A 21205-nucleotide genomic window follows, 5' to 3' on the forward strand; every position below is an offset into this window, starting at 1 on the left:
CCTTTCATTATGAAACGTTTATTAATCTTGCAAAAGGGTGGAAAATTTGACAGAAAAACATTAAGAGAGGCAAGGAGGGTACTTGAAGGAATCACTTAAATAATCATTTTTCTTCCTCCGCGGATATAACTTCTAAATGTGCTTAAGTTTTCCAGAAATACCTCCTTAGCCTTTTCATTGACAAATGGGTTTTTCTCCGGCTCTTTAACAACTCCCTCGTATGCTGAGAGTAATCCTATTGGGGTAAGCTCCATTACTTTCTTGAAGTCTTCAAAATCCCTTTTGTATGGGTAGCAGAGCCAGACTTTATCGAATATGCTGCCCTCTATCTTTTCTTCTCTGTATTCCATATATGGATTTATTAGATACATCATGGCTTCCCCTATGGCTTCATACGCCTTTGCCTTTTGTATAGCTCCTTTATTAGTGCGGTATCCTTTTACTTCTATCCCTATTATATGCTTTTTCTCTTCATTTATTGCTATTATGTCTGCGTCTGGAGAAAAAGCTATGAAGGGATCCCATTTATCTCCACTTAGAGCGTTATGCTTTACATCCACAAGAACGTAATCAAACTTTCTTGAAAGAGCTAAAACCAACATTTGTTTTATTTCTTTTTCACGCTCTTTCGAAGGGACAAATGTTTTTGGCTTTGTTTTCTCCAAGACATTTAGTAAATTCCACCCTTCCCTCAATAGAGCTTCTAGAAATTCAAAAATTTCATTCTCATACCTCAGAGCTAGCAGTATTGCATCATTTTCAACGACTGCTATTGTTCCGGCCACGTAAACATTTCCTGATCTGCTCTTGAATTTAGAAGAAACTGTATCACAATATAAATTTAGCCCCCTTCCTATTAATTTACTGCAGTTTGCCATGATCACTTGCGAGTATGGCTTTAATTGATAGTCGTATACATAAGTTTCAGATTTTTCCGCTTTTTTAGGATACCAATCTGGAGACCAGGGCCCTACTGGTATTTCCTCATAATCTATGCCATGTTTCTGTTTTATTTCTTCTAGGAGATTGATGATCTCCAGGTGTTTCTCTTTTTTGTAATATGGGGCATAATATCTTAAGTGCATTGTATGTCCCTTCAGTCACAATTTATCTGGACAAAAAAGGAGAAGAGATAAAAAGCTCACTTCAATATGATTCTTGCGTCGGCGATGGCTGCGCCTTCGCCCTCTGGATAGACAAAGACTGGGTTTAAGTCCATCTCCTTAATGTAGTCTTTAAGATCGTCAACGAGGTTTGAAACCTTAAGCATCATGTTCACAATTGCCTTCATGTCCGCTGGGGGTTCTCCCCTCGTTCCAGCGAGGATTGGATAGCCTTTAATGCTCTTTATCATTTCCCAAGCGTCCTTCTCCTCAATTGGTATTATCCTGAAGGTAACGTCCTTGAGGATTTCCACAAAGATACCACCGAGGCCAAACATTATTGCATGCCCGAACTGTGGGTCTTCGGTGACGCCAATGATTACTTCTCTTCCGGGCTTGAGCATTGGGGCTATTAGGACACCAAGAATCTCTGCATCGGACCTGTATCTTCTTGCGTTCTCGTGGATTTCCTCCCATTTTTGTTTGAGTTCTTCGTCGTTTTTTATGTTGAGCATGACGACTTTTGCATCGCTCTTGTGGAGTATTTGTGGCGACATGAGCTTCATGACGATGGGGTAACCAATTTCGTTTGCGTATTTTATGGCTTCGTCGAGAGTTTTTGCGAGTTTTTCTTCTGGGACTGGTAAGCCGTAAGCTTTTAGGACTTGTTTTGCCTCGTATTCGACTAAGGCCTTCCTACCTTGAGCCAAAACATTTTCAATAACTTTCAAAGCCTCCCCCCTCATAAAATACCCCTCCAATAATGATGTGGGATTATTCACCTTTTAACTTTTCGAGATATTTAGCATATTGGACTAGTCCAGCCAGTGCTCTAACTCCTCTCTCCGGTGTTGGGTATACTGGAACTCCCTTTTCTTCGAGTATCTTTGCGTACTTCTCTGTCTTTTTACCTCCCATGGCTACAGCGAGTATTGGCTTCTCGCTCTTTTTCGCGTATTCTGCGAGAATTTCTACTATTTCATCCTCGTCTAAAAGCGGTACTTGGAAGAGCACGATTACTATTATTGCATCAACATTGGGATCGTTAACAAAAGCTTCAATTGCGTACTTGTATCTCTGGGCATCTGTGTCTCCAACAACGTCAGTTGGGTTTCCTACAACGGCATGTGGTGGGAAGTGCTCTTTTAAGTATTTGATAGTTTCCTCGCTCAGTTCGGCCATTCTAAGACCGAATTTGGCGACGGCATCACTTGCCATAACTCCCGCTCCACCGCCGTCTGTGATTATTCCAACTCTGTCTCCTTTTGGAAGTTTGCACTTTGCAAACGCCTTTGCAACATCAAACATGTGTTCAAAATCTTCCGCTCTTAAAATTCCTGTCTGTTTGAAAACTGCATCGTAAATTACATCTGTTCCAGCCAAGCTTCCAGTGTGTGAAGAAGCTGCTTTTGCACCGTATTCTGTTCTTCCGCTCTTGAGAGCTATAACGGGCTTTACTTTTGTTATTCTCTTTGCAGCTTCGATGAATTTTCTACCGTCTTTTACTCCCTCTATGTAGAAGGTGACGACTTTTATGGAGTCATCGTAAATGAAGTAGTCCATTAAGTCAGCATCGTCCACGTCTATTTTGTTGCCGTAGCTTACCATTTTTCCAATTCCTATTCCTGCTAAAGCTGCCCAATCAAGCATTGCTGCGGCAAAAGCACCACTTTGAGAAACGAAGGCTATTGGACCGCTCTTTGGTCTGTCCATTTTTTCATCTGGGAGGAAAACCGTGTCAACACCTGTGTCAGGCACGTAAACTCCAACACAGTTAGGTCCTATGACTCTTATTCCATTTTCCTTTGCTATTTGGAGAATTTCTTCTTCCATTTTCTTTCCTTCTTCACCAAGCTCTCCAAAGCCGCCAGTGATAATAACTACTGCTTTTATTCCCTTTTCTGCAATCTCTCTCATTGTGTTTGGTACAAAAGGTGCTGGAATAGCTATTACTGCCAAATCCGTGTCATCTGGAAGCTCTTTGACGCTTTTATATACCCTATACCCTTCGATTTCATCAAGCTTTGGGTTTACGGGGTAGATGTTTCCTTTGAAAATCCCCTGTTCTTTGTTCCTTTTGAAGTTCTCAAAAATAACGTTTCCAACTTTTCCTTTTTTGTTTGTGGCTCCTATGATTGCGACAGCCTTGGGTTCGAAGAAGGGTTTGAGTTCTTCGACGATTTTTGGATTTTCCATGGTATCACCTCTTTTATAAATAAATTTCCATTTGAACTTTATCTTCTTGTGTATAAAAGTTTTATGTAAGTAAAATAAGCTCTTTGATGAATTGATAGAAGCATTACTGTCCAAAAATTGGAAAAATATCAACCACTGTTGCTAAGTTCCTCCAAAAAGTTGAGGCTTTTGAGGACAGCGTCAAAAGTTCTTACTTCCAGAGACATTGGAACTCTAGGTATTTTCTTCAGTATCTCTCTCCAGGGAACAGTGCCTTCTCCTAGGGCAAGATGAGAATCTTCAGTACCGTTGTTGTCACTTAGGTGTATATACTCGATTCTGTCCCTTAAAAGCTCGATAAACTCATCGAAGTTCCTAGTTGTTGTGTTTAAGTGTCCTACATCAAACGCCACGCCGAGATTAGTGCCATCAATTAGCTCTGCTATTCTCTCCGGCGTTTGCCCGTCGAGAATCCAGAGGGAAGGCATATTCTCTAGAACTACCTTTATCCCTATTTTTTCCGCTACTCTGTCTATTTCTTCAAGAGAGCGCTTTTGAACTTTTTCGTAAGCTTTTGGAAATTTTCCGCCTAGTGGAGATCTGTAGGCTGGATGAATCACGACAAGGAGAGATCCCGTATCGTGTGCTATTTCCAGAGTTTCAAAGAGTAAACTGAGGGATACTCTCCTAATTTTTTCGTTCAATGAGCCGATGTTTACATCACTGAAAGGAGCGTGGATAGTGCTTTTTAATGCGTTGTCCTCTAAAAACTCTTTGTGCACTCTATAGTTATGTCTGTTCAGCTCATGGTAACCTTCATTGACAATCTCAACAAAATCAACGTCAAGGTTCTTTATTTTATGAAGAACCAAGCCTAGGCTTTTGTCAAATAGGCACTGTGTTGAGACTCCTATCACTTTCCCCCACCGGAGGAGAATAAAAGGGAGGGTATAAAAAGCTCACTCCCGGGACTTGGGCAGGAATGGAATGAGCCAGCTTAAAAAGCTGTCTATGCTCCTTGTTTGGATGTAAAGCGTTCCAGTACCGTAGAATTCTGCAACAAGCCCTTCGCCACCAAAAATCGTGCTCTTTAATCCCCCAACTCTTTTTATCTTAAAATCGAGACCCTCTGTAAAGGCAACCAAATGGCCTGTGTCTACGATAAATCTCTCATTTCTGAGCTCCTTTTTGTATATTCCTCCGAAGCTCGAGAGAAACACCGTCCCTTCTCCGCTTAGTTTGAGCAGGAATAAGCCCTCCCTTGAGAAGAACGTTTTTGCACCGCCGAACTTGGTGTCAATGTCTATCTCTTCAGAGCTCGCTAAAAATGCTCCGCTCTGGGCGTAGAGGGTTCCCCTCAATTCCAGCGCTTCTATATCGCCCATGTATGGCGGTGCCAGACCAACGTTGCCTTTACCCCCGCTAGCTCTGAACGTGTTCACGAATATGCTCTCTCCTCCGAGCATTGACCTCTTTAACGCCTTAAAGAGTCCTCCTGTCTTTGTCTCTATTTCTATATTCGGGCTCATATGAACCATCGCGCCCGGTTCCGCCTTGATGGCTTCTCCCTCTTCCAGTTCTACCTCAACCAAGCTGAAGCTTGGTCTTTGAATAATTTCGTATCTCACGTGCAACACCAAAGAAAGTTGGGAGTTCTGATATATAGCTCTTCTTATTTTATATCTTCTCTCGTTATCTGGCCTTTGAAATATGGGCAGAGGTCTTGCAGAATGCACTCGTCGCATTTGGGGGCTATGGGCTTGCAGACCATCTTTCCATGGTCAACCATTGCATGGTTTACATATACCCATAAATCTTTAGGTATCAGTTGTTTGAGGTATTCTTCGACTTTTTCCGGTGGGACTTTTGGAGGAGCTAAGCCCAAGCGTTTGCTTATCCTGTTTACGTGAGTATCGACGGGAATTGCTTGTTTTCCAAACCCATATGCCAAAACAATGTTTGCACACTTTCTTCCTATTCCTGGAAGTTTCATAAGCTCTTCAATACTATCTGGCACTTTGCCACCATATTTTTCGAGGATTATTCGGGAAGCCTTTACTATCCATTCTCCCTTTGTCTTCCAGAGACCGACACCGTTCTTCCTTAAAAACTCCTGCATTTCCTCAACTGGGGTGTTTGCTATGGTTTTGATGTCCTTGTACTTCTTAAATAGCTCTTCCCAAACCCTATACGTGACTTCATCCCTCATTCTTTGGGATATTATACAGTGGATCAATGTTTTGTACGGCTCCCCAATAAGTATCTTTTCTCTAGGATAGGTGTTTATGAGCCTTTTAACAATCTCTTGGGCGCGTTTTTTCTTATCTTCCCAGCTTTCGGCAAAGGTAAATTCATCATGACTGGATGATTGTAAGTTTGTTTCCATCATGAACCACCAGCACAGTGTCTTTTGCAAGCCTAACTTCTTTAAGCTTCTCGAACTCCTGGTTAAAAATCTTCCCTCCTTTGTGGTCTAAGATTAAAACTTCGTTCTCAAAGACGACTACAATAATGTTTTCTCCAGGAATTATGCCTTTAATTTCCTTTTTAAATTCGAGGGTTATAGAAAAGATCTCCCTCTCACTCAGCTCTACTGCCGTCGAGTCGGTGATTCTGAGGACTTTCGGTTCTGCATAAACCACTTTAAATTTTAGTGGTTTTCCAAGCAAATCTATTTCTAGAATATCTCCTTCTCTCGCTTCTTTTCCTTTGAGCTTTGCCCTTATAACCTCCGCAAAATCGGGAGTTAAGGGGGTTTCAAACAGAGGTTTTAGTATAAGCTTCATGCATCTCCCCTCCACTAACTATACTTCAGACATAATTAAGGGTTTTTGAAGGAAAACTTTATAAACGATATATCGTTCGATATATCGGTGACTAACTTGGAAAGGCCAAAGTATAAGGGACATCTCAAACTCCTCATCCTCAAGATATTGTCAGAGAAGCCTATGCACGGCTACGGCATAATGGCCGAGCTGGAGCGCTCTTACGGCATACCCTACCCAAGTCCCGGAACTATATATCCAATACTTTCTTCGTTAAAGCGTAGGGGGTTAATAGAAACCGTCGGTGAAGGGAAGAGGGATAAACGCCTCTATAGGGCTACCGAAAAGGGGAAAGAATACCTTGAGGAGCACGCAGAGGAGCTGGAAAAGATGCTCCGCATGGCGGCTCTCTTCAGGGAGTTCGCAAGGCTCGGTGGAAGGGAGCTTGGAGAGCTCCTCAAGGAGGTCTTTCTCTCCCTCGACAAGCTGAGCGACGAGCAGAAAACTGCACTCGCAAGGGAGTTCTCCGAGTTCACGAAGAGGGTCAGGCTGATTCTCCTAGGTGAAATACCCAGGAGGGATGGAAATGAGTGAAGCGATTATCGTTGAGAACCTCGTGAAAAAATATGGGGACTTTGAAGCCGTTAGGGGAATATCCTTCAAGGTGAAACGGGGCGAGATATTCGCCTTCCTCGGGCCGAACGGCGCGGGAAAGACCACCACTGTCCACATGCTCACGACACTGCTGAGACCGACCTCAGGCAGGGCAGTAGTTGCTGGCCACGACGTCGTCAATGAGCCGATGGAGGTAAGGAAGAGGATAGGCATCGTGTTTCAGGATCCAACCCTCGACGGGGAGCTCACCGCCTACGAGAACATGTACATCCACGGGAGGATATACGGACTGAAGGGGAGCGAGCTGAAGGAGAAGATAGAGCGCCTTCTCAAGTTCGTCGAGCTGTGGGAGTTTAAAGACAAGCCCGTCAAGACGTTCTCAGGTGGAATGCAGAGAAGGCTTGAGATAGCGCGCTCCCTTCTCCACGAGCCGGAGGTACTTTTCCTCGACGAGCCGACGATAGGCCTCGACCCGCAGACGAGGGCTCATATCTGGGACTACATAAAGGCTATGAAGGAGGAGCACAACATGACAATTTTCCTCACGACGCACTACATGGACGAGGCGGAACAACTGGCCGACAGGATAGCGATAATTGACCACGGCAAGATAATTGCAGAGGGCACCGCGGAGGAGCTGAAGAAGCTCGTGGGTAACGATGTGATTTACCTCAAGCTCGAAGCGCCCGAAGAGCTGAGGTGCTTCAAGGCTGACTTCATAAGGGGATGCAAAGTCCTCGCGGACGGTAGGGTGGCCCTCGAAGTCGAGAACGCCGCGGAGGCCCTCCCAAGGCTCTTCGAGCTGGCAGGTGAGAAGGGCATCAAAATCCTTGAAGTGACATACCACAGGCCGACGCTCAACGACGTCTTCCTCCACCTGACCGGGAGGGAGATAAGGGAAGAGGGCGCGGAGAACCCGATGGCGGCCTTCGCGAGAATGAGGATGAGGAGGTGAGAGAATGGAGGCACTCACAACGATGGCCTACAGGCAGCTGAAGAGGTTCGCAAGGGCCAGGTCAAGGGTCGCGGGAATGATAATCAACCCGCTCCTGTGGCTCGTCTTCTTCGGAATGGGATGGAGCAAGGTCTTCGACAACCCCATGGTGAGGACTATCTTTGGGGGCGTTGACTACCTCACGTTCTTGGCCCCGGGTATCTTCGCAATGACTGTCTTCAACCAGAGCTTCGTTGCCGGGGTGAGCGTCATCTGGGACAAGCAGTTCGGCTTCCTCAAGGAGGTTCTTGTAGCGCCGGCGTCGAGGAAGGAGAGCATCCTCGGGCGCATAATCGGGGATTCCCTCGTCACGCTTACGCAGGGCGCTATAATCCTCGCGCTGACGTTCTTCCTCGCGGAGAACTTAAAACCCAGCGGCTTCCTTCCGGCGCTCGGAGTGGGCTTCCTGCTCGCCATGGCATTCTCGGGCTTCGGCGTCAGCCTCGCCCTCAGGATGGAGAGCATGGAGGGCTTCCAGATGATAATGATGGTCCTCATGCTCCCGCTGACCTTCCTGAGCGGCGCAATATATCCAATAGAAACCATGCCGGGGTGGATGAAGGCCCTCGCCTACGTCAACCCGCTCACATACGCCGTAGATGGGGCGAGGCACTTCCTCGTGGGGGCGAGCGTGGCAAAGTTCTCGCTCGCAGTTGACCTCGGCGTACTTGCCGTTTTGGCGGCCATACTCGTCGGGCTGGCGATGGTTGAGTTCGAGAGGGCCACGATAGGGTAAACGGGAAAAGGAGTTAAGAACCTTTGGAGAGATACGCTATTGCACTTCCCTGTTCTCCACTTTTTTCTTGAAAGCCTCATAGCTTATTTTAAGTGCTTCAACAACAGGGAGCTTTTCCCCGGCGAAAAATGTCAGCATTGCTCCACCACCAGTGCTTATATGGGAAACCCCTTTTATGTTGTACTTGTAGATGCTCGCTATTGAGTGTCCTCCGCCGATTGCCGAGAATGCCTTGCTTTCTCCTATTGCCTTGAAAACTTCTACAGTTCCTTTTGCGAAATCTTCTATTTCAAATACGCCCATAGGACCGTTTGCAACTATTATAGCAGCTTCCTGAAGTATTTTTCTATACTTTTCTATTGTTCTGCTTCCTATGTCCATGATTGGCCTCTCATCGAAAATCCACTTCTTATCGCTTAGCAGGTCGACTTCGACTCTCTCACCCTTGTATTCAACTGCAAAGTCTACCGGAGTTCTTACATATGGATAAAACTCGTTTAATATCTCCTCTGCCCAATCTACTAGATTTATCAGCCCTTTTTTCTCAAGAAAGCTTATGTTTGCATCTCCCAAATCAAACCCTTTTGCTAGGGTAAAGATCTGTCCCACTAAACCCCCGGTTAAAATTAAGTCGGCTTTTCCATTTCTCAGAACATTCTCTGCGACTTTAAGTGAATCATCAACTTTTGCTCCACCCAGCACATAGATTTTGGGCCTTTCTTCGCTCTCATATGCCTTGTTCAGCGCTTTCAGTTCTCTTTCCATTAAAAATCCTGGTATCATTGGTTTTAGTCTTGCAAAACCAACTAGGGAGGGCTGTGATCTATGAGAAGCAGCGAAAGCATCTATAACCACGTAATCTATTAGAGGGCTGAGCTTTCTGACAAAGTATGTTCTCTCGCACTTTTCCAAGGGGGCCTGCTTAATTTCTTCTGCTGCAAATCGAAGATTCTCCAGCATTATAATTTCTCCGGGTTTTAGTGAGGCTATTGCTTCCCTTGCGCACTTTCCGAAGACGTCTTCCACGTACTTTACTTCAATGCCAAGCAGAGAGCTTAGTATTTTGGCATGCTCCTCTGTGGTCAGGTAGTCTTCCTCGTAGGGCTTGCTCTGGTGCGTTCCAACAACTACCTTTGCGTTATGTTCAAGGAGATACCTTATAGTTGGCAAGACTGCTCTGAATCGAGCATCGCTGATTATCTTTCCATTTTTGACGGGTGAGTTTAAATCGGCCCTAAAAAATACTGTTTTTCCGTGATAATCAAATTCAGTTATCCTAAACATTCTCTCACCGAAAGGATATACATGAGATACGTTAAAAGGTTATTTTAAACACCAGTAGTGATAGGTGCTCATGCAAAAGTAACCGGAAAAGAGAAAAGGGATTCAGGTCATCAAAAGACTTTCAATTAGCTTTATTGCCTCCACTATCTTTGTTTCTGGAACTTCCTCTTCAGGCAGTTCGAGGTTTATTACAAGCCTCTCCTCTTGGGAGTCTTCATCCAATCCGTAAACCTCGAGCTCTTCTACATCTACATCCTCAAAGAAGTTCTCAATCTCAGGGCCTATGATCTTTTTGTCATTCCCATAAACTTCCACTCTGATAAGGTCATCTTTGGACGATGCAACAACTGCTATTTCATAATCTCCAATCTTCTTTGTGAACTTGATTAGGTTTCCGTAACCCAGAACCTCTTCTTCAAATCCGAGGTTTTTCATAACTCCCCTTATTCTCTCAATCTTGGCTTTCATTCTATTCAATATCTTGTCTCTCAGCTTGTAGCTCTCTTCAAGGGCTTTCTTTATCCCCTCGCCGGCTTTTTCTACTTCTCCTTCCCATATTCCAACTACCTTTATTCCAGAAGAAGTTGGTCTAAGCTCGATTTTTAGGGTCTCTATATCAAAATCCTTTAAATCTTCAATTTTAAGCTCGCTAACGCTAAGTATTTCAAATTCAATTCTAACTAAATTGCCAAAGGCCTTCCCTTTAAATTTCAAGGGCACCACCTATGAGGGGGAAAGACAAGTGGGTTTAAAAAGTCTTCTATATGAGGAACGAAAATATAAAAAAGAAAAAGATCATTTCTTTCTTCTAAGTAGAGCGAGCGGAATCAGGGAGAATGCTAAAACTGCTGCAGGCCCACAGGTTGATTTGCTTTCTGTTGAAGATGAGGTTTTGCTCGTAGTTTGCGTGCCTCCGATAACCTTTTCGAATGTTGCTTTGTTTCCATAAAAGTCCACTGCCACAGCTCTTATAATGTATTCATCAGCATCAACGCCTGGAATCTCTGCTACAAAGTACTCCGCTTGCCCTCCGCTTGATTGTACTGCTGGATACCTTGTAATCTTTCCATTGGCTTCTATTTCCACGTAGATGTCTCTAATTCCGAGGTTGTCTTTGGCACCTATGTAGACCTTAAACGGCTTGCCTTTTACTAGCTTTGAGGGGGTGGTATAGGGAATAGTCACTTCCGGCTTTTGGGTATCTTTTCCTTTACTTATTACTAGCTGAGATACTCCTTCTGGAACCGTTATCTCAAAGAGTTCGTAGGTCTTGTCCCCAATTTTTCTCTCTCCAAGAAGCTTGTAAGTGACGTTTGTAACGCTGGCATCAACTTGAGCACCTTCTGGCACCTCTATGGCAAATTTACCGCTCTCTTCTCCAATCAAGTTTATGAACTTCACTGCACTTCCAAAATCCGTTGTCCATCTAAATGCAACGAACTCCTGTGGAATCGACAGAGAGATAAAGTCACTGAACAGTGTTCCAAACATTTCTTCGATCTCTGGGAGCCTGACGTTTCCGTTTTCGTCTATCTCAACTATTCTCGAACCGTACCACGTGGGACTTTTGTCGGGTTCTGAAGGAGGATTGGTTTCCTTATCTGGAGCACCGGTTGCTGTTAACGTTACAAACCAGTGTTCGTTGCCATTTTTATCAACATAGATGTGGAGCTTGTCGTGGTGGATATGACCGCTCATGACGAGCTTGATGTTGTACTTCTCAACGTCTTGGAGGAATCTTCTTGCTATATCTTCACTTGTCTTCTCTGGCCCCCCGATCCAGTAGTAACCTACATATTGAGTTAATTCTTCCCAATCTTTGTCATCAAACGCAGTAAACCCTTCAATTGTTCCTCCAATCCATCCTTGTGGGGCAGAATACCAGTAGGGGTGGTGAACGATAACTATTGGGATTTTGTCGGGGTGCTCTTCAAGAACTTTCTCCATCCATTCGAGCTGGTTCATGTAGGGATGCGCTTCGTCTCCATGAGAGTCGAGGGCTATAATGAGGAACTTTCCTATGGTGAGGTAATAGTCAGTTGGCCCTATCAGTTTGGGATAATAGTTCGGTGGGTCATCATGGTTTCCTTTCACGATTATCGTTGGTCTTCCGGCTGCAGCTGCTCTAGAAATTATATCGAGCATCATTTTGTATCCCTTGCTATCTCCAGCGGTATCAACGACGTCTCCGGTATTTATTATAACGTCAACCCTGTTATCCATGCTCCAGTAGGTATAAGCACTATCTGTGGCAACGTAGCTGTGGAGTGGAATGATCATGCCTCCATCACATAGCTCTTGTATTTTCTGTATATCCCTTTGGAAGTATTCTCCACAGACGTAGCCGAACTTAGTTCCGCTTGTGATGTGAGTATCACTTACGTGTGCAATTCTAAGTACCTTGGGATACTCCTTAAGAACCCAGACTCCGTTGGGAATGACAACTTCTCCTTTGTTCGACTTGACCTGGAGAAAATACACATCTGGGGCAACATTTTCGGGTATTTTGGCTTTTATTCCATCTCCCTTCTCCAAAATTTCAAGTTTATACGGGCCATTCATGACTGAGACTATTGTGAGCTCTGTTATATCAACACCTTCTTGGGGCTGTATCTCTATCGTCTCTCCCGGAAGTGCTATAGCTGGAGCACCGGGCATTGGCATCTTTAAAATATCTCCTGGAAGTGCTTCTGCACTTACTGGGCTTACATTAATCAAGGACAAAGTCAGAAACGTCAGCAAAAACGCAAGCATTCGTCTCATGAGATCACCAAAATATTAGAAAGTTTTGAACATTAAAAAGGTTATCACTTTTCAGGGATTCCATCTTAGAGCTGCGGTTGCAAACCCCATAATCTTTTCTGCGAGTTCGCTTCTACCTCCAAGTTTTTTGTAGAGCCTGTAACTTTCCCAAATCTTGGAATAAAGCTTTTGAGATTCCCTCACATTTAATGATCTGGTCGCCACATACAGTCTTGTTATGTGTATCCCCATCTCCAGCAAGTGGAAATCTGCCCGGCTGAGGGGTGGAAATACCATCGGATGTATGTCCTCATAGGTTGGAATCAACGAGCATTCTAACATATGGGCTCTCCCTAATTCGTCTTTTATGTCTCTCTCAAGAAACTCCACCCTACCTTCTATACTGGGAAGGTCCTTTATTTTCTTAATGGGAACTGATTTTGCTTCTTCAAACTCTACTTCAACTGGTAAGTTGAGGGCGGCTTTCACTAATAGCTCAACATCCCATGTTATATGAATCACTGCATAGGGAGTATTTCTTATGTCTTTGGCACTTTTGCCTTCAAAGAGCTTGAAGTTCAACTTATTTCCGCGTCTAATAACTCCAACTGGGGTTATGTTTGACTTGGTTGCAAGAAGGACCTCGTAGACTTTTCCTTCTTCGAAAATCTCCATTGCGCAACCCCCAAAACAAAAAAGAATTAAAGGTTTTGTTTAGGAAGCACAAGAATGTCATTTCTGTCTATGTAGAACGTTACTTCTCCCTGAAGCTTTAGATGAGCAACGTCTTTGTCGTTTATTGTTCTGGCAATTATTCTCTGTTCTCCGAACATTCCAACGACTTCAATGAAAAATCCGTAGTATTCTATGAGGTCGACTTTGCCCGTTAGTGCCACCGCGTTTTCAATGGGGTGAAGGCTGATGCGCTCTGGTCTTATGACCAAGACAACTTTGTCATTCTTGTCCCTGTATGTAAGTCCGTTGAGTCTGAAGTTTTCGAATTCAACAGTTACCTTGTCTCCGTCCCTCTCTACGACTTCGGCTGGAATTACGTTGGTTTTACCCATAAATGATGCAACAAACTCGGTTTTTGGTTGTTCATATATCTCTTTTGGCGTGCCTACCTGCTCTATCTGTCCTATGTTCATCACGGCTATTCTATCGCTTATTGCCATTGCTTCTTCCTGATCGTGGGTAACATATAGAACCGTGATTCCAAGTTCCCTCTGTATTCTTCTTATCTCCGATCTCATTTCCAGCCTGAGTTTTGCATCCAGATTTGAGAGAGGTTCATCAAGCAGGAGTAGCTTTGGTTCTACTACAAGGGCTCTTGCTATGGCAACTCTTTGTTGCTGACCACCACTGAGCTGTGTTGGGTATCTATCTTCATAACCTTGGAGTTTGACTAATTCAAGAGCCCATTTTACTCTTCTTTCGATTTCCTGTTTGGGGAGCTTTCTTATTTTTAACCCATAGGCTATGTTGTCGTAGACAGTCATGTGGGGCCATAATGCATAGTTTTGGAAAACTAAAACCGCTCCCCTTTCACTTGAGCTTTTGTAAGTTACTTCTTCGTCATCAAAGTACAGATGTCCTTCATCTGGAAAGTCCAGCCCCGCTATTATTCTTAACGTTGTCGATTTTCCACAACCGCTTGGCCCGAGTAGTGTAAACAGCTCCCCGTGTTTTATGTGAAGATCGATACCCTTCAAGGCAACGGTTTCACCAAAAGTTTTCACTATGCCCTCAAGCTTGACTTCAACCATATTCTCACCTCATGTTAATCCAATGAAGGAGTACCTCTGCTTTGTAATAATGTTAACCACAACAATTGCCGCTATCTGTACCACTATCAACAAGACTCCCAACGCTGCTGCTATGTTTATACTACCCGCTGCGGACATTAAAACTTCTTTCATGAATGCTGTTATTGGTGCCTGTGCCATATTTATTGAACCAAGGGTTATTCCAACGCTTGTTTCGCTCATTGAATAGACAAAGCTTAGCATTGCTCCACCAAAGACGTTCAAAGATATTAGTGGCATTAAAATTCCTGTTATCGTTTTCCACCTTGAGGCTCCGAGGTTCATAGACGATTCTTCGAGTGATACGTGAACTTGCTGCAGACCTGCATAGACAGACCTTGCTGCAAATGGGAGTCTTCTTATGGAATAAGCAAGTATCAGCACCAACGCAGGGTTAAATCCATAGAGCGACGTTGGGTTTAGCGGTGAATTCTCTGGGGTAACCGCTGAGAAGAAATAGAAGTATCCCATTGCGACTACAATTCCCGGCACTGCAATTGGGAGTATTACTATGCTTTCCAAGATAGGAGTTAGAATGCCCTTGAATCTGCTTGTGGCGTAAGAGGAAGTTATTGAAAGGAGCACTATGAGAACTACGGCGGCTCCAGAATAAACAAGGCTGTTCACAATGAACCTCCTGACGTCAGGGTTTAGTATCATTTCTTTTACGTAATCAGTTGTGAACCCTTGTGGAAGTACTGTTGTAGTCCATCTTTCGGAGAAAGCAAGCATAATCACGCCCAATTGTGGGAATATGGTGATTAACAATACTGGGAGAAGAACCAAGTAGATTAAGAGGGCTTGCCATGGCTTTGGATCGCTTATTCTTGGCTTCCACCTTCCACCTTTGCTTAGCATTGCATACTGCCTTAGGCTTACATATTTCCTTATGCCAAGGAAAGCAATTACTGCTAGGGTCAGCATTATTATTGAAAGGGCAGCTATTTCTGGGCTTCTTTCTCCAAGCCCATAGATGAACTTGCTGAATATCTGATAGGACATGAGTTTCTTCGCCAGTGGGTCTCCATGGAAGACAATTGGTGCCGCTAGGTCTTCAAGGCTGAAGATGAACACTAAAGTTGCCCCTGCGGCAATTCCGGGGAGGGCAAGGGGGAAGGTTACTGTTCTAAAGAGGTGGAATCCTTTACTTCCAAGGTTTTCTGCCTGCTCTTCAAGGGTTGGGTCTATGTTGATAAAGCTTGCATAGGCATTCAAGTAAACGATTGGATAATACGCCATGGATTGAGCTAAAACTACACCTGCTAAACCATCTATTTTAATCCTAAACGGGAGTATGTGAAGGACTTCGTGGAAAATGTAATTTATAAGCCCAAATTCGCTAAACATCTGCTTTATTACATAAGCGTTCACAAAGGGAGTTACCAGCAGAGGTATAAAGAGAGCAATTCTAAAGAAGTTCTTTCCTTTGAAGTTGTATCTCGCCATTACAAAGGCGAAGACAGTTCCCAAAATTGCCGTGAAGAGCGTTACCAGTGCGGCAACAATGAGAGAATTAAGCACAACTCCAAAATCTAAACCCCTGATTAGATACAGAGTTTCGCCTGTGGAGGTTGTCAATTTTTGAGCAAATTCCCCATGTGGGGGAATTTGAATATAGTAGGAATCCGTTAATATGCTCTTAAACCAGTGAAGGGAAATGTTCCCATCATACGTGAAAGCAATAAGCAACATGGACAAAACTGGCACTATTAAAAATACTATCAGATACAAGAGCGGAAAAATATAAGAAAAAGCGACGAGGGGCTCAAACAGTGGAGTCCCGAAAAGTCTTTCACTCCATTTGCTAACTTTCATCCTTGCACCTCCGCGAGAACGCTTTGATATTTCTCTCTTGCAGCATCTCTCCATTCTTGCATGAGGGTATCTCTAAAGGAGGAATCTTTTGCAAGTCTGTCGTTGATTTTCTTGGCGTACTCCTCTGTTAGTGTCATTATTTCTCCAGTATCTGGATCTTTGAATTTTACAGGCTCAAGGAGCTTGGCTTTTAGCTCTTTGTACTTCTCTTCGCTTATCTTTCCTTCCTTGTAGGCTTTTACCAAGGCTACCCATGCTCTATGGAGCTCCTGGTTTGCATCGACAAGTGTGGCCTTGAAGTAAAGCTGCAATGAATTTACTGTTGCTAGAGCTCTATTATCATCAAATTCTATTCCCTCTGTTTTCAGAGCATTCTCATAAGCTTTCTTTAAGTCGGGTCTCTTTTGTCCTTCTGGGGTGTCGAATACGCTTGGGTTAACTGGCAGTCTGTTTATTTCTTCATCGAGCCATATCTTCTGTCCTTCTGTTAGAACCCAATAGATGAATGCTTGGGCAGCTTCTTTGTTTTGTGAATTCACAAGAAGGGCTATAGGATCACCGTTTATGATACTCTGGCCTTTCGGGATAATATATTCACAAGCGGGATTTAGCTTCATTGCGGTATATCCATAAAAGTCGATTGTGTTTCCAACGGCAATGTCTCCAGCAATTACGGCTTCTCTGACAGCATCGCTAGCATCGTAAATCTTTGAGTTTGCTGCGATTAGTGTAAGAATATTCCATCCTTCATCCCATCCAAAAGCCTGAAGAATTATCTGGTAAATCCTTGTGTTTGAAGTACTCCTTGTTGGGTCGGCAATTCCCACTTGAGGTGGATCCATTGCAAACGTTTCGCTCGCTATGTCTTCCCATCTCTGGGGAACTGGAAGGTTCCATCTCTTAAGAACGTCGTGGTTTACGGTAAATCCAAACGATGATAATGCCGCTGCAATCCAGTATATCTTTCCATCGTTGCCTTTTCTGACCATTGGCATTCCAGCGATTGTTTCTTGAATTTGAGTTCCAATGAGACCCAGAACCTTTTGGTCTTCTATGGGGGCAAGATAATTATTCTTGAAGAGATCGTCAAAGAGTGTTGGACCGCCTCCCCATCCAACGTCAGCTCCTTTTTCTATATATGTTGGCCACAGTGACTCAGGAGCCTTTATGAACTTTACATCCTTGATATTATACTGCTTCGCTATGTCACTTTGAAGGAACATCTTCTTTGCCATTACCTGTATAGTTACGTCGTGTCTCGTTAAAACGACAAGAGTTACTCCCTCTGTTTGCGTTTCTGTTTTAGTTTCCCCTCCTCCAATACATCCTGCGGCAACTACGCTGAACAATATAATGAACAAAATCGAAAGGCTCGCAAGTTTTTTCATCAATGCTCACCCCTTTTGAAGTTCAGATGCCTATTTTTAAATTTTGTCATAAAAATGTTAAAAGCTCAAAAAGAAAGGAAAAGATGCAAGACTACTTCTTTCTTCTAAAGGCCAACGGAAGTAGGATTAGTCCTACTAAAGCTGCTGGACCACAAACTCCTCCACCGGCTTGAGTCTCTGTTTTTGCTGCTTGGTCTAGTGCCCAGTGTATCATGTTTGTGACGAATGCTGGGCCGTCTAGGTCGACACCGTGGTACTTAGCACTCCATGTTGGCTCGTAGTCGCCGTATGGGCTTTCACCGCTTACGATGAGAACGCTCTGCTTTCCATTGTCGAATTTAATTATCTCGACTGCCAAGAGTGGGAATACTCCGGTTTCTCCGGCCGTGTAAGCGTTTGCCGGTGGGTCGCTGTTCTCTACGATTGTGCCATCTTGTGAAGTTTTTACGATTCTGTAAACGTTCTCTGGAACGTTTCCGTCAACGAGTTTTTGCCAGTTTCCATTGTCATCGACCCATGCAACTATGGCTGGACCATGATAGAGAACTTTTCCTTCGTGCTGGAAGTTTTGGGTGAGTTTTTCCTTGTCTGGAGTGCCGTCGTCAGGTTGTACAAGACCAACAACTCTATAAGATGCTCCAGCGTTGCTTGTTGGGTCTTCAACAGAACAAAGGTCAATTCTCAAGTGTCCGACACCGAGTTGTTCAAGAAGTGTGTTTGCAATATCTTGGGCTTGAGGACCGCTACTACCGTAGTCACTATCGGCAGCAACCCAGAGAACTTTTCCTCCTTGCTTAAACCACTCTGCAATGGCTTGGATTTCATCTGGTGCGAAGGGGCTTGTTGGCTGGCCAAGAATGAGCATGTCAACATTTGCAAGGGCATCAGAGGTTATCTTTTCTCCAAGGTGCTTAATACCCAGAGTGTCTGCGGCCATTGGGTCGCCAAAATAGCCCCATTCGACGTCGGTAATAGTCTTAACAATTCCATGCGCGAGGGTTTTATTGGTTTCGTATTCAAGGACGTCCTCCGCGAGATACTTCTCGTTTTCTCCATGAGCCAAATCCACTGCAACTGTAGCTGCACTAGCAAAAGCCATACCAAAAAGGCCAAACAACACAAAGACTGAAAGCAGTATTGAAAGCTTCCTCATGGCGTTCACCAAACTATTTTATAAAATTGAAAGTTATAAGATTTTTGAATGTTCTTAAAGAAAAATGCTTAAAAGAGTCATTTCATAGGTGGGAGTAGGTGGTGTGAATGGACATAGAAGAGAAAATACGCCTAATAACAAAGAAGCCCACCGAGGAAGTGCTAACAGTTGAGAACCTCAGACATTTGCTGGAAATTGGAATGCCATTACAGCATTATATTGGATTTGAAATAAGCGGTTACATTCACCTTGGCACTGGATTAATGGCTGGTGCAAAGATAGCTGACTTCCAAAAAGCCGGAATAAAAACGAGAATATTTCTGGCCGACTGGCACAGCTGGATTAATGATAAACTTGGAGGAGACCTTGAGGTTATACAAAAAGTTGCCCTAACTTACTTCAAGGAAGGTATGAAGCAGAGCATTAAAGTTATGGGGGGAGACCCAGACAAAGTGGAGTTCGTTCTGGCCAGCGAGATTCTAGAGAGAGGCGATTACTGGAGGACGGTTATTGATATCTCAAAGAACGTCACCTTGGCAAGAATGATGAGATCTATAACTATTATGGGAAGACAGATGGGAGAGGCGATAGACTTTGCAAAGCTTATCTATCCAGCTATGCAGGTTGCCGATATCTTCTACCAGGGAGTTAACATTGCACATGCTGGAATGGACCAAAGAAAAGCTCATGTTATTGCGATTGAAGTCGCTCCAAAATTAAGGTATCACCCGCTCGTTTGGAATGGGGAAAAGGTAAAGCCTGTTGCGGTTCACCACCACCTCCTCTTAGGTCTCCAAGAACCTCCAAAATGGCCAATTGAAAGCGAAGAGGAGTTTAAGGAAATTAAAGCGGCAATGAAGATGAGCAAGAGCAAGCCATACTCAGCAGTGTTTATCCACGACAGCCCGGAGGAAATAAGGCAAAAGCTTAGAAAAGCCTTCTGTCCAGCAAGAGAAGTTAACTACAACCCAGTTCTTGATTGGGCTGAGCACATAATCTTCAGAGAAGAGCCAACGGAGTTTACAATTCACAGGCCAGCCAAGTTTGGTGGCGATGTAACGTACACAACATTTGAGGAACTTAAGAAAGACTTTGCAGAGGGCAAAATACATCCACTCGACTTAAAGAATGCGGTTGCTGAATACCTGATAGAGCTCCTCAAACCAGTTAGGGAATACTTCGAAAAGCACCCCGAACCATTGGAGCTTATGAAAAGCGTGCAAATAACAAGATGAGCTTTTTATTTTGAGTTTTTATCTCTAACTTTTTCTGTTTCTGGATAACTCTAGACGAGAATGAAAAGTAATGTCTACCGTTTCAACTTAACATCAAAATTCCCGGAAACAGACTAAATTTTGTAGTAATGCATTGTATGAGAATTTCAAAAAAGAAGAAAAGAAATAAATAAAAAGCTATTCGAATGTTCCAAATTTTATGGGCTTTCCTTCTTTTACTAGTATCTCCCCTCTAGCTATAACGTATTTAATTTTCAATGTATTCTTGTCTAGGATTACCAAGTCAGCATCTTTATTGGGTTTTATTTCTCCTTTTTGGCTAAGTTTCAAATGTTTTGCAATGTTTGTGGAAGTTATTCTAACGGCATCTTCAATATCTATCTTTTCTTCCTTTACCATGTCCACAAATTCCTTGTATAAAGATGATACTGGAGCTATAAGCATGCGAACTAGTTCTTTCTTTTCATTGACCTTTGGCATACTCCCATTCCCGTCAGTACTCATTGTAATTCTATCGACCGGAACTCCCTTCTTTAGTAGTGTTTTAACAGCTTCGCTTGGTTTTATAGCTTCGTCAAAGCCATATTCGGGGGAAACACCTGCCGTTATGTCCACATAACCTCCAAGTCTTCCAAATTCTATGCTCTCGTTGAACAGATCCTCACACCTATTTAAGTGAGTTGGGGCAAACTGCTCTATCGGAATATCGGTGTTTTCTATGGCTTTTAAAATGGGAGTAAGGCCAGGTTTTTCGCTCCCCATGTGAATATGCACTACTCCAGCTTTTCCAGATAGAATGCCACCCACTCTAGCATCCGAAGCAATCCTCCGAAGCTCGTCTATCGTTGGATGGGATGACCTGTGATCTGACAACGCCATCTTCACTCCGATTACCTTATCTATGAGCACGATGTCAGATAATATGCTTCCTGTGATCGTTGGAGAAGGGACTTGGTAAGCTCCAGTATAAATCCAAGTGCTGATGCCTTCATTTTCTAATCCCCTAGCTTTCATTAACAACTCTCTTAGTGACCTAGCAACTCCATCTGTTCCCAATACTCCCACCACAGACGTTATTCCAACTGTGCTCAACTGGGTCAACTGAACAGGCGGTGTGCGATATTGTGGACCTCCCTCTCCACCAGCACCATTAATATGCACATGTTGATCTATAAAGCCGGGAATCACAATTGAGTCTGATGCGTCAATGACTTCAATATCACCTAAGTGGTGAGTAATCTCAGGAGGAATATCTTCTTTAATTGTAGATATCTTTCCGTGCATAACAAGTATATCCTTTTTTCCTTTATATTCTGGTGAGTAAATTTCGCCGTTTTTTATCAATATATTCATAATGATCCCCTCCTTAAAGATTTAAAATAGAAAAACAAAAAC

Annotated in this window: 20 protein-coding genes; 4 read left to right on the top strand and 16 right to left on the bottom strand. The window is 43.6% G+C overall.

Annotated features, from left to right (window positions below; genetic code table 11):
• Positions 1 to 95: 95 nt before the first annotated feature.
• The 7 genes from NF865_RS06620 to NF865_RS06650 form a co-directional block, all read right to left on the bottom strand.
• Positions 96 to 1085, bottom strand: a complete 990-nt coding sequence (locus NF865_RS06620; RefSeq protein WP_253303974.1) for a DUF8045 domain-containing protein — start codon at positions 1083 to 1085, stop codon at positions 96 to 98.
• Positions 1086 to 1141: 56 nt separating this feature from the next.
• Positions 1142 to 1849 carry an acetate--CoA ligase family protein gene (locus tag NF865_RS06625; RefSeq protein WP_253303975.1) on the bottom strand — a complete coding sequence of 236 codons (708 nt, stop codon included), beginning with the start codon at positions 1847 to 1849 and terminating at the stop codon, positions 1142 to 1144.
• A gap of 28 nt (positions 1850 to 1877) precedes the next feature.
• Positions 1878 to 3299 carry an acetate--CoA ligase family protein gene (locus NF865_RS06630; RefSeq protein ID WP_253303976.1) on the bottom strand — a complete coding sequence of 474 codons (1422 nt, stop codon included), beginning with the start codon at positions 3297 to 3299 and terminating at the stop codon, positions 1878 to 1880.
• Between the two features lie 128 nt (positions 3300 to 3427).
• Positions 3428 to 4195 carry a sugar phosphate isomerase/epimerase family protein gene (locus NF865_RS06635; RefSeq protein WP_253303977.1) on the bottom strand — a complete coding sequence of 256 codons (768 nt, stop codon included), beginning with the start codon at positions 4193 to 4195 and terminating at the stop codon, positions 3428 to 3430.
• 42 nt (positions 4196 to 4237) lie between these two features.
• Positions 4238 to 4906 carry a TIGR00266 family protein gene (locus tag NF865_RS06640; RefSeq protein ID WP_253303978.1) on the bottom strand — a complete coding sequence of 223 codons (669 nt, stop codon included), beginning with the start codon at positions 4904 to 4906 and terminating at the stop codon, positions 4238 to 4240.
• Positions 4907 to 4950: 44 nt separating this feature from the next.
• Entirely contained in the window at positions 4951 to 5664 is a 714-nt protein-coding gene (locus NF865_RS06645) for an endonuclease III domain-containing protein (protein WP_253303979.1), read from the bottom strand.
• Positions 5633 to 6064 (bottom strand): DUF6849 domain-containing protein, encoded by a 432-nt coding sequence (locus NF865_RS06650; RefSeq protein WP_253303980.1) that lies wholly within the window; start codon positions 6062 to 6064, stop codon positions 5633 to 5635. Before NF865_RS06650 ends, NF865_RS06645 begins: the two co-directional genes overlap by 32 nt.
• A gap of 96 nt (positions 6065 to 6160) precedes the next feature.
• Between NF865_RS06650 and NF865_RS06655 the strand changes: the two genes are divergently transcribed.
• From NF865_RS06655 to NF865_RS06665, 3 genes are read left to right on the top strand one after another with little or no spacing between them, the layout of a single operon-like run.
• Positions 6161 to 6637, top strand: coding sequence for a PadR family transcriptional regulator (locus tag NF865_RS06655; RefSeq protein ID WP_253305603.1), 477 nt, complete (start codon positions 6161 to 6163; stop codon positions 6635 to 6637).
• Positions 6630 to 7613, top strand: coding sequence for an ATP-binding cassette domain-containing protein (locus NF865_RS06660; RefSeq protein ID WP_253303981.1), 984 nt, complete (start codon positions 6630 to 6632; stop codon positions 7611 to 7613). Before NF865_RS06655 ends, NF865_RS06660 begins: the two co-directional genes overlap by 8 nt.
• Positions 7614 to 7617: 4 nt before the next feature.
• Positions 7618 to 8388 (top strand): ABC transporter permease, encoded by a 771-nt coding sequence (locus tag NF865_RS06665; RefSeq protein WP_253303982.1) that lies wholly within the window; start codon positions 7618 to 7620, stop codon positions 8386 to 8388.
• Between the two features lie 36 nt (positions 8389 to 8424).
• On the opposite strand, the gene NF865_RS06670 is transcribed toward NF865_RS06665, so the two are convergent.
• From NF865_RS06670 to NF865_RS06705, 8 genes are all read right to left on the bottom strand, one after another.
• A complete protein-coding gene (locus NF865_RS06670; RefSeq protein WP_253303983.1) occupies positions 8425 to 9672 on the bottom strand; it encodes a phosphoglycerate kinase in 1248 nt (415 codons plus the stop codon).
• Positions 9673 to 9774: 102 nt separating this feature from the next.
• Positions 9775 to 10386 (bottom strand): hypothetical protein, encoded by a 612-nt coding sequence (locus tag NF865_RS06675; protein ID WP_253305604.1) that lies wholly within the window; start codon positions 10384 to 10386, stop codon positions 9775 to 9777.
• 81 nt (positions 10387 to 10467) lie between these two features.
• Positions 10468 to 12435 carry a metallophosphoesterase gene (locus NF865_RS06680; protein WP_253303984.1) on the bottom strand — a complete coding sequence of 656 codons (1968 nt, stop codon included), beginning with the start codon at positions 12433 to 12435 and terminating at the stop codon, positions 10468 to 10470.
• Between the two features lie 51 nt (positions 12436 to 12486).
• Positions 12487 to 13089: a DUF447 domain-containing protein gene (locus NF865_RS06685; RefSeq protein WP_253303985.1), complete on the bottom strand. Its 603-nt coding sequence runs from the start codon at positions 13087 to 13089 to the stop codon at positions 12487 to 12489.
• Positions 13090 to 13115: 26 nt separating this feature from the next.
• Positions 13116 to 14180 carry an ABC transporter ATP-binding protein gene (locus NF865_RS06690; RefSeq protein WP_253303986.1) on the bottom strand — a complete coding sequence of 355 codons (1065 nt, stop codon included), beginning with the start codon at positions 14178 to 14180 and terminating at the stop codon, positions 13116 to 13118.
• Positions 14181 to 14189: 9 nt separating this feature from the next.
• Complete coding sequence (locus NF865_RS06695; protein WP_253303987.1) at positions 14190 to 16034, bottom strand: ABC transporter permease; 1845 nt, start codon at positions 16032 to 16034, stop codon at positions 14190 to 14192.
• Positions 16031 to 17422 carry an ABC transporter substrate-binding protein gene (locus tag NF865_RS06700; protein ID WP_253303988.1) on the bottom strand — a complete coding sequence of 464 codons (1392 nt, stop codon included), beginning with the start codon at positions 17420 to 17422 and terminating at the stop codon, positions 16031 to 16033. Before NF865_RS06700 ends, NF865_RS06695 begins: the two co-directional genes overlap by 4 nt.
• Positions 17423 to 17513: 91 nt before the next feature.
• Positions 17514 to 18575: a CGP-CTERM sorting domain-containing protein gene (locus tag NF865_RS06705; RefSeq protein ID WP_253305605.1), complete on the bottom strand. Its 1062-nt coding sequence runs from the start codon at positions 18573 to 18575 to the stop codon at positions 17514 to 17516.
• Positions 18576 to 18682: 107 nt separating this feature from the next.
• Here NF865_RS06705 and NF865_RS06710 point away from each other — a divergent pair, with 107 nt between their 5' ends.
• Complete coding sequence (locus NF865_RS06710) at positions 18683 to 19810, top strand: tyrosine--tRNA ligase (RefSeq protein ID WP_253303989.1); 1128 nt, start codon at positions 18683 to 18685, stop codon at positions 19808 to 19810.
• Positions 19811 to 19987: 177 nt separating this feature from the next.
• Here the strand turns inward: NF865_RS06710 and iadA are convergent, their stop codons facing one another.
• Positions 19988 to 21163, bottom strand: a complete 1176-nt coding sequence (gene iadA / locus NF865_RS06715; RefSeq protein WP_253303990.1) for a beta-aspartyl-peptidase — start codon at positions 21161 to 21163, stop codon at positions 19988 to 19990.
• Positions 21164 to 21205 lie beyond the last annotated feature (42 nt).

Origin of the sequence: Thermococcus aggregans, assembly GCF_024022995.1 — an archaeon.
Lineage (GTDB): Archaea > Methanobacteriota_B > Thermococci > Thermococcales > Thermococcaceae > Thermococcus_A > Thermococcus_A aggregans.

Coding starts and splice junctions, on each gene's coding strand:
- NF865_RS06620 (WP_253303974.1), bottom strand. CDS start 1,085: ATGCACTTAAGATATTATGCCCCATATTACAAAAAAGAGAAACACCTG.
- NF865_RS06625 (WP_253303975.1), bottom strand. CDS start 1,849: ATGAGGGGGGAGGCTTTGAAAGTTATTGAAAATGTTTTGGCTCAAGGT.
- NF865_RS06630 (WP_253303976.1), bottom strand. CDS start 3,299: ATGGAAAATCCAAAAATCGTCGAAGAACTCAAACCCTTCTTCGAACCC.
- NF865_RS06645 (WP_253303979.1), bottom strand. CDS start 5,664: ATGGAAACAAACTTACAATCATCCAGTCATGATGAATTTACCTTTGCC.
- NF865_RS06650 (WP_253303980.1), bottom strand. CDS start 6,064: ATGAAGCTTATACTAAAACCTCTGTTTGAAACCCCCTTAACTCCCGAT.
- NF865_RS06660 (WP_253303981.1), top strand. CDS start 6,630: ATGAGTGAAGCGATTATCGTTGAGAACCTCGTGAAAAAATATGGGGAC.
- NF865_RS06665 (WP_253303982.1), top strand. CDS start 7,618: ATGGAGGCACTCACAACGATGGCCTACAGGCAGCTGAAGAGGTTCGCA.
- NF865_RS06670 (WP_253303983.1), bottom strand. CDS start 9,672: ATGTTTAGGATAACTGAATTTGATTATCACGGAAAAACAGTATTTTTT.
- NF865_RS06680 (WP_253303984.1), bottom strand. CDS start 12,435: ATGAGACGAATGCTTGCGTTTTTGCTGACGTTTCTGACTTTGTCCTTG.
- NF865_RS06685 (WP_253303985.1), bottom strand. CDS start 13,089: ATGGAGATTTTCGAAGAAGGAAAAGTCTACGAGGTCCTTCTTGCAACC.
- NF865_RS06690 (WP_253303986.1), bottom strand. CDS start 14,180: ATGGTTGAAGTCAAGCTTGAGGGCATAGTGAAAACTTTTGGTGAAACC.
- NF865_RS06695 (WP_253303987.1), bottom strand. CDS start 16,034: ATGAAAGTTAGCAAATGGAGTGAAAGACTTTTCGGGACTCCACTGTTT.
- NF865_RS06700 (WP_253303988.1), bottom strand. CDS start 17,422: ATGAAAAAACTTGCGAGCCTTTCGATTTTGTTCATTATATTGTTCAGC.
- NF865_RS06705 (WP_253305605.1), bottom strand. CDS start 18,575: ATGAGGAAGCTTTCAATACTGCTTTCAGTCTTTGTGTTGTTTGGCCTT.
- NF865_RS06710 (WP_253303989.1), top strand. CDS start 18,683: ATGGACATAGAAGAGAAAATACGCCTAATAACAAAGAAGCCCACCGAG.
- iadA (WP_253303990.1), bottom strand. CDS start 21,163: ATGAATATATTGATAAAAAACGGCGAAATTTACTCACCAGAATATAAA.